Below are 14151 nucleotides of genomic sequence, written 5' to 3' on the forward strand. Positions count from 1 at the left end.
TAGTTTCTAATACCTTTTTGTTGGATATAATTTTACTCTTTTAATTCTTCCATTTCTTTAATTATTATATCTAGTCTTGAGATAAGACTTGAATACAAAATTTTAGTAGATAGTGTAAAAACTATTATACCTATAATAGAAACACAAATAGCGATTAGTAAACCAATACCAAAGAACTCAATAAAAGTTGTATCTGAACTAATAAATTTTGAAAGAAAACTTTTCTCTTTAATACTAAAAGCAATTAAAAATATTGATAAAACGGCCATTGGAATGGCAAAAACAAAAAGTTTTTTAGTAGATGAAGTTATAGAAGAAATAATTTTTCTATAATTTTTCAAATAAGTTAGATTATCTGATTTTACATCAATAGTATTAAATTGATTTAATAGTTTTTTATTAAATAGGTACAAAGCTACTATTAATAATGAAGAATATATTCCAATAATCGCCTCAGAAAGAAATGACATAACTATAGCCAATACAATTGCCATAGGTATTAAACCTTTGTTGTCAATTTCATAAGTTCTCTTAATTTTATTTATAACTGTTTTTGACTTTTGATTATATAAGTCATTTATTTTAGGCGCTATTAATGATTGCTCATTTATAAAAGCATCATTCCATATTTTTTCAATTGATTTTTCCATCTAATAAATCTTTTAATTGTTTTTTAATTCTGTTTATACGTACCGCAATATTGTTAGCGCTAGTTCCAATAATTTCGGCAATTTCTTTGTAAGGGTTTTCTTCTAAATGCAATAAGATGATAGCTCTATCAAGTTCAGAAAGTTTTTTAATTGCATCATATAATAAATTTAAATTTTCATTTTCAAAAGCTTTATTTTCTTCTGATTTATCTACATGATATTTTAAATCATATTCTTTTTTTTTGTTTTTCTTTACTAAAGTTAAACAAACATTTAATGTTATTCGGTAAATCCAAGTAGACCATTTTGATTTTTCTTGAAATGCATTTTTACTCTTCCATATTTGTAAACAAGCTTCCTGATAATAATCTTCAAAATCTTCTTGAGAGTCTGTATATGCTCTGCAAATTTTTATAATTATTCCTGCATGCGGTAGAATAGATGTTATATAAAAATCGTTACTCAAAATTGTATTTTCTTAATTAGTAAATTGAGAATTAAAAATATTACAAAATAATACGAAAAATATTTAGAGTACATGTTTCTTGTAATAAAAAGTTGTTTTACCATAGAGATATATTTTATTTTCAATAATTATTGAAAGTTCTAAAAATTGTTATATATTTGTTGCATGAAATTACAAGAAGCTAAAATAAAATACATTCAAACTTGGGGAAGTTTAGCAACTAGTTGGGGCATAAATAAAACTATGGCACAAGTTCATGCTTTGTTGTTAGTTTCTTCAGAGCCACTATCAGCTGATGATATTATGGATATGCTTAAAATTTCAAGAGGTAATGTAAATATGAATGTGCGTGCATTAATTGATTGGGGGATTGTTCGTAAAGAATTTGTAGTAGGAGAGCGGAAAGAATTTTTTGTGGCTGATAAAGATATTTGGGAATTATTTAAACAAGTTACAAAAGAACGTAAAAGAAGAGAGGTAGAGCCTGTACTTAAAGTTTTAGATGAATTAAAGAATGATATAGAAGAGGAGTCAGATGAGGCGACACAGTTTAAAAAATTAATGGGAGATTTATCATCTGTAACAAATACTGTAAATGGAATTTTAGATAAAGCTATTAAAGCAGATGAACATTGGTTATTATCAAGTTTTACTAAAATGATAAAGAAATAAAAAAATTTACAAATAAACTTTCAAAAATTTCTGAAAATATGAAATATATAAATATTTTAAAAAAACTAAATAGAGTATTAATTGTAACTACTATAGTAATGTACCTTACTATTTACTTGGGATTACTTGTACAGGTAATTCTAGGAGCTTATCAGTTACTAATAGCTTTTGTATTACTTTTTTTTATTAAAAACTTTTCTAAAAAAAGTAAGAATAAGTTAATGATATATTGGTTAGTCGTTCTATTGTATGGAATGGTTTGGATTATAGATATGGATGTTAATTTAGGAGGTTATTTAGGAGTGATACTCTATATTATTTTACCAATGATAATTGCTTTATACTTTTCATACTTTTTAGAATCATTAAGAACAAAAAATAAATAACCTATGAAAACACTAGAAAACTACACACTATTATATGATGATGATTGTCCATTATGTAATGTTTATACATCTGGTTTTATAAAATCGAGAATGTTAGATGGAAATGGTAGGAAGCCATTTAAAAAAATTACGAATGATGAAAAAATATATGTAGATATTAAAAGGGCAACCAATGAAATAGCACTGGTTGATACTAAAAGTCATAAAGTAATATATGGTATTGATAGTTTATTAAAAGTAATTGGAAATTCTTTTCCATTTATTGAAAGAGTAGGAAAATTCAAACCTATTTACTTTTTTCTAAAAAAGCTATATTCTTTTATTTCTTATAACAGAAAAGTAATAATTCCTTCTGAAATAAAAGAAAATGAGTCATTAGAGTGTATTCCTGATTTTAATATTAAATATAGGGTTTTGTATATCGTTTTTTCAATATTGATGATTGCGTATGTATTATTAACTTTTTCAAGTTTTATACCTAGTTTACCAATTGCTAATTATCAAAGAGAACTTATAATTACCGCAAGTCAAATAGTATTTCAAATGTTATTCTTATTAAAAATCGATTCGAAAACTATTATAAATTATGTAGGAAATTTAATGACAGTTTCTTTAATAGGTTGTTTAGGAATACTACAATTAGTTCTTTTAAATGAGGTAATAAATATACCAGAAATAATTGTTGTTATTTCATTTATGGGTATTGTTTCTCTCATGTTTTTTGAGCATAAAAGAAGAGTAAAATTATTAAAACTACCTAATTATTTAAGCTATACATGGATAATTTATAGGTTAATTGTTTTATTAATTATTATAAATATATAGAGTCATGAAAATAGTAATAGCTGGAGGAACTGGATATTTGGGAGAGTTGCTTACTGAATATTTTAAAAAAGAAAAAGAAAATCAAATTTACATTTTAAGTAGAAAACAAAGAGTAAATAGTGATAATGTTAGCTATTTACAGTGGAACGGAGTTTCTAAAGGATATTGGGCACAATTACTTAATAATACTGATGTATTAATCAATTTAACTGGTAAGTCAGTTAACTGCAGGTATAATCATAAAAATAAAGAACTACTTTATCAAAGTAGGTTAGATAGTATAGCTATATTGTGTGAAGTAATTCAAAATTTAGAACATCCGCCAAAAGTATTTATTCAGTCTTCTTCAGCTACTATTTATAGGCATTCAGAAAATAAATTAATGACAGAAAGTAAAGGAGATATTGGAATAGATTTTTCTATGGATGTATGTAAAAAATGGGAACAAGTTTTTAATAGTTATACACTACCTAAAACAAAAAAAATAATAACAAGAACCTCTATTGTTTTAGGAAATAAAGGAGGTGCGTTTCCTTTAATGAAGAGTATGACAAAGTTTGGATTGGATGGTAAACAAGGAAATGGAAATCAATTTATAAGTTGGGTAACTGAAAAAGATTATATAAAAGCTATTAGTTTTTTAATTAAACAAGAAGCAGGTATTTATAATATATGCGTACCAAACCCAATTAGAAATAATGAATTTCAAAATAAATTACGAAGTAAGCTAAAGGTTTGTTTTGGTATTAATTCTCCTAAATGGATATTGAAATTAGGTGCTAAGCTTATAGGTACAGAACCTGAATTATTATTAAAAAGTAGAAAAGTGTACCCAGAGAAGTTATTAAGTTTAGGATTTAAGTTTTCTACAAATACTTTTAACGAATTTAAAATTTAAAACATGCCTACGATATTATTATTCACAAAAATAAAAGCAGCAAAAAAAATAGTATTTGATCTTTCAAGAAGTATAGAGTTGCATAAAATTTCTACAAAAAAAACAAATGAAAAAGCAATTGCAGGTAAAACATCTGGTTTAATTGAATTAAATGAAACGGTAACGTGGAGAGCAAGACATTTAGGAGTTTACCAAAATTTTACTTCTAAAGTAACTGGATGTAAAGAGGCTGATTTTTTTGCAGATATAATGGTTTCTGGAGCATTTAAAAGTTTTAAGCATGAACATTATTTCTCTTTTAAAGAGAATGTAACTACATTGGTTGATGTATTAGAATATACTTCACCATTTGGTGTTCTTGGAAAGTTTGTTGATATGTTATTTCTTAAAAAATACATGACTAATTTTCTTTTAGAAAGAAATAAAACGATAAAAGAATTTGCAGAGACTAATAAGTGGAGGAGGATATTAAATTATAAAAACTAATAATATGAGTTTCTTAAGAGCTGAGTGGCGAAAATTAATAATGATAAATTATGAAGTAAATCCAAGTGTATTAAAGCCTTATTTACCTTTAGGTACAGATCTGGATTTTTTTGAAGGGAAGTGTTATGTAAGTTTAGTTGGTTTTATGTTTTTAAATACAAGGTTATTAGGTGTTAGGGTTCCTTTTCATGTTAATTTCGAAGAGGTGAATCTTAGGTTTTATGTGAAAAAAGAAAAAGAAGGAGAGATAAAAAGAGGAGTGGTTTTTATAAAAGAAATTGTTCCTAAGGCTGCTATAACTTTTGTCGCAAATACTATTTATAATGAAAATTATCAAACACTTGAAATGAAACATTTATGGAATTTAAAGAAGAACAAAATGAATATTACATATAAATGGAAAATAAATAATGAATGGAATTCAATTGAGATTGAAGCTTTAAATAATTTAGAAAAAATAGAAAAAAAATCTGAGATCGAATTTATTGCAGAACATTATTGGGGATATTCAAAAAACAATAATAAAACAACTGAATACGAGGTAAAACACCCAAAGTGGGAATTTTACCCAGTAATCAATCATAAAATAGATGTAAATTTTTTAGAAACGTATAATAAAGATTTTCTTTTTTTAAGAAATCAAAAGCCTACCTCAGTGTTTTTGTTAGAAGGCTCTGAAGTTTCAGTAGAAAATAAAGTGAAATTTTAATTATGGTTTTTGATTCTATCAAATAAAATTGATGATTCAACAAATTTTCGATGTTCTTTATTTGTTAATTCTTCTAATAAATCGAATGAAGCAATATAACTAACTAAACTACCATTTGAAGAAATAAACTTTCCATCTTGAACTACAGAAACCTTATTGTCATCTGCTACGTTTAAATTTGGATACTCAGTTTTTAACGCTTTACCTCCTGTAACATAGGTTACAATTTTTTTATTGTCAGCAATTCCCGTTTCTCCTATTAAAAAGGCTCCAGCGCAATGACTAGCAATATAGTCGGTTGATTTATTTTGCTCTTTTATAAAGTTAACAAGTTCTTTGTTGTTAGCTTGTTTTTTAGGAGTATAAGAGCTTGGTACGACTAGAACTTTTAAATGAGGTACATTATTTAGAATATAATCAGGCTTAATTTTCAAACCATGAGCACTTTTATATGTTTTGTTTTCTGGAGCAATTGTAATAACATTAAAAAGTTTTTCTTGCTCAATACTTGAGTTTGAAAAGACATCTAAAGGAGCAATAACTTCATTAATAATTACTCCTTCAAATATTAAAATCCCAATGGTTGGTAGGTTTACATCGATAAGTTTTAATTTCATTTTTTCTTGTTGTTGAATTATGTTAGTTTTATTTGATATGCTGTTATTTTTTTGTTGTTTGATGCAACTAAAAAAAGTTAGAAAGACTAAGCATAAGGTTATATTTTTCATTTTGTATTTATTTTAATACAAAAGTAAAATAGCTTTTAATGAAAAATATTAATCAAGATTAAGAAATGAAATTATTTGTTTTTAGCTTTTATTTTGCTAACAAATTCAGGAGACATTCCTAAATAAGAAGCAATCATATATTGCGGTACTCTTTGTGTAAATTTTGGGTTTTCTGTAACAAACTTATTGAAGTTTTCTTCACCAGAAAGACTATAAATAAATTCGATTCTTTTTTGAATTGCTATGTATGTTTTCTCCATTATTATTCTAAATAAACGTTCAGTTTTTGGTAAAACATTACAAAGTTTATTAAATTCATTTATAGTTAATTCCAGTATTTCGGTATCTTCAATTGCTTGTATGTATAGTTTTGATGGAACCTTATTTATTAAACTTTCATAATCTGTAATCCACCAATTATCAATTCCAAAATGTATAATTTGTTCATTACCTTTAGTATCAATATAAAATAAACGCAAACAGCCTTTTGTTATAAAATATCTAGACTTACAAACCTGTCCTTCGTTCAGTAAAAACTCTTTTTTTTTAGCTTTTTTAACTTTTAAATGCGATTGAAATAATTCTATTTCAGTGTTAGAAATACTAATATATCGTTTAATATATTCAACCAAATTTGAATTCATATTTTAAGAATATTATTATTAGTTATCGCAAGAAAAAGATGTATTTAATATATGTAAGCGCCCTGTTTTTTTATGTATAACTACTTGGTAAATCCTATTATAAATACTCTCATCAAAAGGCTTAATTTTTTCTCCAACCAATAATCCTGCTAATACACCAGTTGTATTACTATGGCCAACAACTAATGCATCTTGTTTTTTATCAATTAATGTTTTTGAAAATTGAGTAAGCTCTCTTGGGTTATATATTTTGATAGGCATGTTTTTACCGTCAGCAGTTGGTTTTGCAGTGTTTTTAGTACGAATATAATTGGTACTATATATAACATTTAAATTTACTTTTTCAAGGAATTTATTAAGGTTTTTTGCTCTTTGTTCCCCGCATTTAGTAAGTGGAGGATTTTTACGATTGGCAGGAGATACATCTTTTTCAGAATGTCTAACCAGGTATATTGTAAAAAGCTCTTTATTTTCTTGGGCATTTACAACATATTGTAATCCGATTATTGTAAAAAGTAGCAATAAATATTTTTTAGAATTCATAAGTAAAGTCTTTTGTTATTTTAAATTTAGTTTAATATTTCTTGTAATACCTTTTGTTTATGCAATATATATCTTTAGTAAATTAAACAATAGGCTAATCACTTGTAAAATTAATGATATATTTATTGTTATGAATAAGTAATACTTTATATGTTTTAGTAGGCTAATTTTTATAGGCTATTAAAATTTGGTTCCACGTAATAGGTGTTTTATTATAAAAAATAAATGCGTCGTGCTATTTTATTTATTTACTTAAGTATCTCTATAGATATTTGAAGTATTGTTAGAAAAACTATTAGTATTTCTAATAAATAAATATATAAAATAACCTTAAAACTTATTATTATGGGAATTGTAACATCAACTATTTATTCAACAACAGCAAAAGAAGCAATGACTCAATTAAACTTTTCTACAGATTTTCAGGGAAAAACTGCATCTGTAACAATTAATCTTTTGAAAAGTGGAGTGGTAGTTAAAACAGAAACTTATAATTTAGATGCAGAGAATACAATAAAGCAGGTTTCTTTAACTGCACCAGAAATGAAATCTGATGGAACCGTTACTTTAGCTGCAAATACAAATTCAGTAGTATTTTCAGGAGTTTGTATATGGGGAGATGTAGTATCTTTCAGAGCAGAGAATGTAGCTGTTGCTTACAGATAATTGTTTAAAATGAATAAAAGGAAGAATTAATAACTACTTCCTTTTATTTACTTAGTTTTAATATTCTAAAAGCACCTTGAATAACTAAAACGAAAACTATAGTACCTATAATTAAGTCAGGTTTATTAGAACTAAACAGGTGTACTAAAATACCGGCAAATATTACCCCTAAATTAATGATTATATCATTTGAAGTAAAAATCATACTTGCTTTCATATGTGCTTCTTCTTTACTTTTTGATTTTTGTAAAATATAAAGACAAATACCGTTAGCAATAAGAGCTAATATAGATATAAAAATCATTATTGAAAATGAAGGAAGTTTTTCATTTTCAAAGAAACGCCTTAACACTTCTATGAAACCAATAATTGCAAGAGTTATTTGAAAATAGCCTGCAATTTTAGCAATCTTCTTTTTTCTTATTAGTGTTCCGCCTACAGCAAATAAACTAATTCCATATACTAAACTATCTGCAAGCATATCTATGCTATCTGCAATTAATCCCATAGATCTTGAAATAAGTCCTGAAACAATTTCAATAATAAAAAAAGATAAATTTATTATAAGTACTGACCAAAGTGTTTTTTTCTGATTCTTATTTTCTCCAAAATTTGTTTGATCTGTTTTTTCTGACGAAATTTTTTTTCCACCAAGATTTAATTCAACAATAGCTTTTTCTATTTGAATTAATTGATCAAAATGAAAAACTGTCAATTTTCTATTAGCAATATCAAAATCTAAATGAGTTATACTTGAAAATTCATCCATTTTCATCCGAATTAAATTTTCTTCTGATGGACAATCCATTTTAGTAATTTTAAATATTGTTTTAATCATTCAAATTGCTTGTTTTTTAATGAAAATGTGTGTTTTTCTTCTAGATAAATGTTTTTAGAGTTTTTCAACTAATTGTATATTATTTCCGCAAGTATCATTAAAAATAGCAACCTTTACAGTTTCCATTTTAGTTGGTTTCATACTAAACTCTACATTAAGTTTTGTTAATCGGTCATACTCAGCATCAACATTTTTAACATCAAATTGAGTATATGGGTATCCAGCATCCATTAAAGCATCTTGAAAAACCTTTGAGGGTTTAAAATGATTAGGAGCTGGTTCTAATAATATCTCTGGACCATCTTGCCATTCTGCTGAAACTAAAGTTAGCCACCTATTTCCTCCTCCTAAAGGAAGATCTTTCTTTTTTATAAAGCCTAATATTTCTGTGTAAAAATTTAAAGCTTTTTCTTGATCTCTAACTGGTATGCTAATTAATGTTACTTTCATTTTTTATTTTGGTATTTATAAATACAACTACCTTAAAACTAGTTTTTAAGTAGTGAAATGGAATATCTAAATTAAGAAATAAAATATAAAGTAAAAGAAGCTAACGATACTTAAGGTTTGTTACCAATAATTAATTTACTGTTGATAATAAAGTGTTACCAACTATTTAGAATATAATTTTAAGAGACTGATTTTTTATACATTGTAAAAAAATAGAAAGGTAGAAAACCAAACCCAAATATGAATGCTCCAAGAATTAATAATAAGTCTGCTCCCTGTAAATGCATTAACTTAAATAGACCTGAAAGTCCTGTGATAATTGAGGCTATTCCTCCTAATATTATTTTTAATTTTACAGAAATCGACTTAGATAAAGTAACTTTGTATCTGTCAAAGGCTATTAGAGGAACAAATATTAAAAGTAAGGTTAAAAAACCAATTGTAAATAGTTCTGTTCCAAAAGGCATTTGAAGTAATTTTAAAGTTACACCTGCGGTTAGTGTAATTGAACCAATAAATCCAATTAAATACATTAATTTTTTCATAATTATTATTCGTTTAGAGTTAAGTAAAAAAATTGTTTTATGTTGAATTTCAATTAAACCATTCGGTGCTAAATCCATTAGAGCATTATTTAACAAGTCCTCGAATGATTTATCTTTTCCTAGTTGACTTTCAATAACACAGCATAAATGATCTATAATATCATCACTTAATGTTTTGATTTTTAATCCTTGATTTTCAACAAGAGTTTTAATTTTATTTTCTTGATCAGTAGTTAATTTCATGCAAGTTTGATTTCAGGAAAAACAAGTTTATTAAGAGTAGTCAAAAAGTCTTTTAACTCTTCAAGGTATCGAACTTTTTCCATTTTACCTTTGGTTGTTAGAAAGTAATATTTTCTAACCCTTTTACCTATATATTCTTCTTTATAAGATAGAAGACCATTTTTAGTCATTTTTTGTAAAGCGGGGTACAGTGAACCATCTTTTAGTAAAATTTTTCCATCAGATAGTTCTTTTACCTGCTGAAACATTTGATAACCATACATCTTTTCATTTTCTGAAAGTAAATTCAGTATAATAGCGGAGAGTGTTCCTTTAAGTAGTTCTTTTGAATGCATAGAACAAATATACATAAAAAAACAATACATTGTAAATCTATGTATTTAATTTTATATACTGAATGAATTCGATTTGAATTTAGATTTAGTTGAAATAGGGAGCATTAAAAATTTATAGAAGGATATATTAAAATCTTTTTCAAGGTTATTGATACAACTAAAGAAACAAAGTTCAATTCGAGTTTATTAGTATTCAACAGTTTTTCTATTAATCATACCGAATCATATTTTTTATGATTTCGCTGCGTATTTAAGTCTTAAATTTAGTTACATATTTTTCAAATTTTTGTTTTCTGTAAAATATATACTTTTAAGATATAAGTCCAATAAAATTTGTTTTGCTAGTTCACTTAAAAATGTTTTTCTGTTTTTAAAATTATCAAATAAAACTTTAGTATTTAGTTTTCTATCTTTTAATTTTTTACATTTTGTTAATTCGTAAGGGAATAATTTTAGATTGTAGGAAGTGTAGGTATCAAAATATTCTAGTGATTCCATTTGTCCAATTTTTGGAGGGATTCTTTTTTAATTACTTCCATAAAGCCAAATTTTTCTAACTTTTTCAAGTTATTAATTGATTCAGATAAAGTGAAAATTTGAAAAAACAATTCATCACCTAAATACTCTCTTGGAAAGAAATCCTTTTTTTACTATTATATCAATGTATTCACATGCTTTTTTCTAAGCTTCAGAATTTCTGTTTTGTATGTCATTTAGAATTTTTAGAAGCTCTATTGTTCATTTGAATGTTTATATTTAAGTTTTTGCATAAAAATGGCTCTAATAGGTGCTGTTTTTTCTTTTAATACTATTAAACCTATTATAGGGCCTATTGCTAAAGTTGTATAAATATATAAAGGATTTATTTTAGTATACAAAATATTCAGAAGTTGGATACTAATTATTGTTATTGAAAAACCAATACAATTTACAATGGTAAGTGCAGTTCCTTTTATCTCTGCAGATGTATTTTTTGCAATTAATGTAGAAAAAAGAGGAGAATCAGCAATAACAAAAAATCCCCAGAAAAAAAGAAAACCAATAAAAACACTTTCTGATTCAGTATTGAACATTATAGGTGAAATAAGGCAGCAAGTACAAGACAATAAAAGAGCAATGAAAGCTATTCGTTTAGTTCCAAATACTTGAGAAAGGTACCCACTTAATACGCAAGCTAATCCTCCTATAGCAATTATTAAGAATGATAATAAGGGAATATTAAATTCTGTTTCTAGATGTTTAACATTGTAAGTTTTTAGAATAATTGGGACAAATGCCCAAAAGGCATATAATTCCCACATGTGTCCAAAATAACCAAAGGCAGCAGAACGAAATTTATGATTTCTAAATACACTAAAAAAAGCTGAAAAATCTAATTGGGTTATAGGTTTTCGGAATGGACCATTTGGAACTAACGTAACCATTAACAAACCACCTAATAGGGCAAATACTGAAGTTAATATAAGTACATATTTCCATTCAAATCCTTCTGTCATTTCTTTAGCTAAGTGTGGAAATGCTGTGCCAACAACTAAAGCACCAACTAAGAAACCAAGTGATTTATCTAATTTATTTTCATAATAATCTGCAGCTATTTTCATTCCTACTGGATAGATGCCAGCTAGAAAAAAACCAGTTATAAAACGAAGAGAAAGTATACTTATTAAACTATTTCCATTCCAAATAACTCCAAAATTGAATATTGAACCAAGAAGCGCACAGGTTAAAAAGACTTTTGATGGCGAAAAACGATCAGCAATAGTTAAAACAGCAAAGATTAGCGTTCCAAAAATAAAACCGAATTGTACAGCTGATGTTAAATGTCCAAGAGCGCTGTTGTTAAGGTTAAAACTTATGATAAGATCGTTCATTACGGCATTTCCTGCAAACCATAGAGATGTGCAACAGAACTGAGAGATTACGATTATTGGAAGTATTAATTTTGATTGTTTCACTTGGGTTTAATTGTTTGGAAATTAGTTTTTATTTTAAATGATATTTTAATGAATATGTAATTATACCATTTTTTATAAATCTTTTATTTAAAAACTGATTATCTGTATAAATAAAGTTATAAAGATACATTCATTTTGTACTCATATTATAAGTAAGGTTTTGACTAAAAAATGTAGCTAGTCAAAAAACAACTATGATAGGCTAGATTGTTTTAATATAGAATTAACTCAATCATAAACTTTAATAACTTAATTAACAATAATTTTAGTATTAGTTTTTCCTTTGTTAGTTACAATACTAATAAAGTAGATTCCTTTGGATAAATTATTTACATCAATAATTTGATTAGTTGTTGTTAAAATTAATTTTCCCATACTATTATAAACAGTAACTTTTTTTAATTGTAGTTTTTCTTTTAACTCTATAGTAAGCTTATTAGTTACTGGATTAGGATATAGTTTTGTAGTTGATTCAATAATTTCATTTGTAGATAAAACTCCAGATAAATTAAAAACACGTACATGTCCTAAATGATTATCATAACCATTATTATAAGGGCCTCCTATGGCTAACACACTTCCATCAGATGATAAACTAACACTAGTTCCTAATAAGTTATTTGTTACTCTTCCATCAATGTCAATACCCATTTGGGTCCATACATTATTTATGTTTTTATAAATACGTGCATGCCCTGAATGAATTAAAGTTTTTGAAGAGGTATTCATAGGACCTCCAATGGCTATAATATTTCCGTCAGAAGATAAACTTACGCTTCTTCCGAATTGATCACTTTCAGCTTCACCTTTAATATCAGTACCTATTTGTTCCCAAATACCACTATTATTTTGGTATATGGATACATAATCTAAGTGAGTAAAACCTGAGTTATGATGAATACTTCCAATTGCTATAATATTTCCATTTTCCGACAAACTTAAAGAAGACAAGCTTTTGCGAGAATTTGTAAAGTTTCCTGCTAACTCTGTGTTAATATCAGAACCTATTTGAGTCCAAGTATTATTGTTATTTTGAAAAATACGAACATTACTTGAATTGGTATTATCCCTATTGTTATTAGCAATAGCTAGAATATTTCCATTAGAAGATAAATTTAAATTTACCCCAAACTCATCTCCTGATTTGATTCCATGGATATCAGTACCTATTTGAACCCAAACACCATTTTTATTTTGATAAACACGAACTAGACCAGAATTAGTGCCATTTGTATCATTATTTGGAGCTCCAATAGCAACTATGTTTCCATCAGAAGATAAACTAATGTTTGTTCCTAATAGATCTCCAGCTTCAACTCCATTAAAGCCTTGACCTATTTGAGTCCAAACACCATTTTTATTTTGATAAACGCGAGCATGACCAGAATTATCTCCATTTGTATCCTTATAAGGAATTCCAATAGCAATAGTATTTCCATTAGATGATAAGCTTACACTTTTACCAAAGCTTTCAAATGATGTTTCTCCATCAATATCAGATCCTATTTGTTCCCAAATTCCTTTATTGTTCCTATATATACGAACATGACCTGAATTAGTACCATTTGTGTTATTATTAGGACCTCCAATAGCAATGATGCTTCCATCAGATGATAAACTTACACTCATTCCAAATTCATCTTTTGCAGCTTCACCATTAATATCTTTACCTATTTGGGTTTGAGAATAGAATATACTTGATGTTAATAATGTGATAAAAAGTAACTTTTTCTTCATTTTTCATTTGGATGTTAACATCAAATCTACAACTAAAAAATAAAATTATCAATATGCTGTAATAGTGCTTGTTAAGTTTTTAAAAATAATTAAAATTCGATTAGAATAAATCAAATAAAAAAATTCACTAACTATAAATTAAGCTTTAATTAAATTCAATTACTAAATAAATAAGTTGATAAATTTCGATTAAATTAAAAAGCACAGATTTGTAGAAGTTTTTTAAGCTAAATCATTTCTGAAAAGTTAATAAACCCAACAGAATCTTGATTGATTAATGTTTTTCAGAGTTAGTTTTTATAAACAAACATTTTATTATATTTATAGAAGTACTTTGGTTAAAAATTAGTTGGTTTTACCATAGTTCTTTGTCGT

18 protein-coding genes are annotated in these 14151 nt (G+C 26.2%); 7 read left to right on the plus strand and 11 right to left on the minus strand.

Going from position 1 to position 14151, the window contains the following annotated elements:
- Nucleotides 1–32: 32 nt before the first annotated feature.
- On the minus strand, nucleotides 33–650 hold the full coding sequence (locus DS884_RS02365) for a hypothetical protein (protein ID WP_093870561.1): 618 nt from the start codon (nucleotides 648–650) through the stop codon (nucleotides 33–35).
- Nucleotides 634–1116 carry an RNA polymerase sigma factor gene (locus DS884_RS02370; protein ID WP_093870562.1) on the minus strand — a complete coding sequence of 161 codons (483 nt, stop codon included), beginning with the start codon at nucleotides 1114–1116 and terminating at the stop codon, nucleotides 634–636. The genes DS884_RS02365 and DS884_RS02370 overlap by 17 nt, the downstream gene beginning before the upstream one ends.
- 165 nt (nucleotides 1117–1281) lie before the next feature.
- Between DS884_RS02370 and DS884_RS02375 the strand changes: the two genes are divergently transcribed.
- From DS884_RS02375 to DS884_RS02400, 6 genes are read left to right on the plus strand one after another with little or no spacing between them, the layout of a single operon-like run.
- A complete protein-coding gene (locus DS884_RS02375; RefSeq protein WP_113785637.1) occupies nucleotides 1282–1788 on the plus strand; it encodes a GbsR/MarR family transcriptional regulator in 507 nt (168 codons plus the stop codon).
- Nucleotides 1789–1826: 38 nt separating this feature from the next.
- The gene (locus DS884_RS02380) at nucleotides 1827–2174 is read left to right on the plus strand and encodes a hypothetical protein (protein ID WP_113785638.1); all 348 of its coding nucleotides are present in this window, start codon (nucleotides 1827–1829) and stop codon (nucleotides 2172–2174) included.
- 3 nt (nucleotides 2175–2177) lie between these two features.
- The gene (locus tag DS884_RS02385; protein ID WP_113785639.1) at nucleotides 2178–2999 is read left to right on the plus strand and encodes a hypothetical protein; all 822 of its coding nucleotides are present in this window, start codon (nucleotides 2178–2180) and stop codon (nucleotides 2997–2999) included.
- Nucleotides 3000–3003: 4 nt separating this feature from the next.
- Entirely contained in the window at nucleotides 3004–3897 is an 894-nt protein-coding gene (locus tag DS884_RS02390; protein ID WP_113785640.1) for a TIGR01777 family oxidoreductase, read from the plus strand.
- Between the two features lie 3 nt (nucleotides 3898–3900).
- The gene (locus tag DS884_RS02395; protein WP_093870567.1) at nucleotides 3901–4383 is read left to right on the plus strand and encodes an SRPBCC family protein; all 483 of its coding nucleotides are present in this window, start codon (nucleotides 3901–3903) and stop codon (nucleotides 4381–4383) included.
- A gap of 4 nt (nucleotides 4384–4387) precedes the next feature.
- Complete coding sequence (locus DS884_RS02400; protein ID WP_113785641.1) at nucleotides 4388–5092, plus strand: YqjF family protein; 705 nt, start codon at nucleotides 4388–4390, stop codon at nucleotides 5090–5092.
- Here DS884_RS02400 and DS884_RS02405 read toward each other — a convergent pair.
- The 3 genes from DS884_RS02405 to DS884_RS02415 all read right to left on the minus strand — a co-directional run bounded on the left by DS884_RS02405 (nucleotide 5089) and on the right by DS884_RS02415 (nucleotide 7007).
- Entirely contained in the window at nucleotides 5089–5709 is a 621-nt protein-coding gene (locus DS884_RS02405; RefSeq protein ID WP_199488178.1) for a DJ-1/PfpI family protein, read from the minus strand. The genes DS884_RS02400 and DS884_RS02405 overlap by 4 nt on opposite strands.
- Before the next feature lie 182 nt (nucleotides 5710–5891).
- On the minus strand, nucleotides 5892–6464 hold the full coding sequence (locus DS884_RS02410; protein WP_113785643.1) for a Crp/Fnr family transcriptional regulator: 573 nt from the start codon (nucleotides 6462–6464) through the stop codon (nucleotides 5892–5894).
- An 18-nt stretch (nucleotides 6465–6482) separates the two neighbouring features.
- Nucleotides 6483–7007 (minus strand): phosphoglycerate mutase family protein, encoded by a 525-nt coding sequence (locus tag DS884_RS02415; protein ID WP_113785644.1) that lies wholly within the window; start codon nucleotides 7005–7007, stop codon nucleotides 6483–6485.
- Nucleotides 7008–7352: 345 nt separating this feature from the next.
- On the opposite strand from DS884_RS02415, the gene DS884_RS02420 reads away from it, so the two are divergent.
- Complete coding sequence (locus DS884_RS02420; protein ID WP_113785645.1) at nucleotides 7353–7673, plus strand: hypothetical protein; 321 nt, start codon at nucleotides 7353–7355, stop codon at nucleotides 7671–7673.
- Between the two features lie 43 nt (nucleotides 7674–7716).
- Here the strand turns inward: DS884_RS02420 and DS884_RS02425 are convergent, their stop codons facing one another.
- The 6 genes from DS884_RS02425 to DS884_RS02455 form a co-directional block, all read right to left on the minus strand.
- Entirely contained in the window at nucleotides 7717–8511 is a 795-nt protein-coding gene (locus tag DS884_RS02425) for a cation transporter (RefSeq protein ID WP_113785646.1), read from the minus strand.
- 54 nt (nucleotides 8512–8565) lie between these two features.
- Nucleotides 8566–8961 carry a VOC family protein gene (locus tag DS884_RS02430; RefSeq protein ID WP_093870574.1) on the minus strand — a complete coding sequence of 132 codons (396 nt, stop codon included), beginning with the start codon at nucleotides 8959–8961 and terminating at the stop codon, nucleotides 8566–8568.
- 179 nt (nucleotides 8962–9140) lie between these two features.
- Nucleotides 9141–9749 (minus strand): hypothetical protein, encoded by a 609-nt coding sequence (locus DS884_RS02435; protein ID WP_113785647.1) that lies wholly within the window; start codon nucleotides 9747–9749, stop codon nucleotides 9141–9143.
- Nucleotides 9746–10084, minus strand: a complete 339-nt coding sequence (locus tag DS884_RS02440; RefSeq protein ID WP_176974388.1) for a PadR family transcriptional regulator — start codon at nucleotides 10082–10084, stop codon at nucleotides 9746–9748. The genes DS884_RS02435 and DS884_RS02440 overlap by 4 nt, the downstream gene beginning before the upstream one ends.
- A 731-nt stretch (nucleotides 10085–10815) precedes the next feature.
- Nucleotides 10816–12039: an MFS transporter gene (locus DS884_RS02450; protein ID WP_093870578.1), complete on the minus strand. Its 1224-nt coding sequence runs from the start codon at nucleotides 12037–12039 to the stop codon at nucleotides 10816–10818.
- Nucleotides 12040–12288: 249 nt separating this feature from the next.
- On the minus strand, nucleotides 12289–13776 hold the full coding sequence (locus DS884_RS02455) for a T9SS type A sorting domain-containing protein (RefSeq protein ID WP_113785648.1): 1488 nt from the start codon (nucleotides 13774–13776) through the stop codon (nucleotides 12289–12291).
- Nucleotides 13777–14151: the final 375 nt, after the last annotated feature.

The sequence above is a fragment of the Tenacibaculum sp. E3R01 genome (genome assembly GCF_003318185.1).
Taxonomy (GTDB): domain Bacteria; phylum Bacteroidota; class Bacteroidia; order Flavobacteriales; family Flavobacteriaceae; genus Polaribacter; species Polaribacter halocynthiae.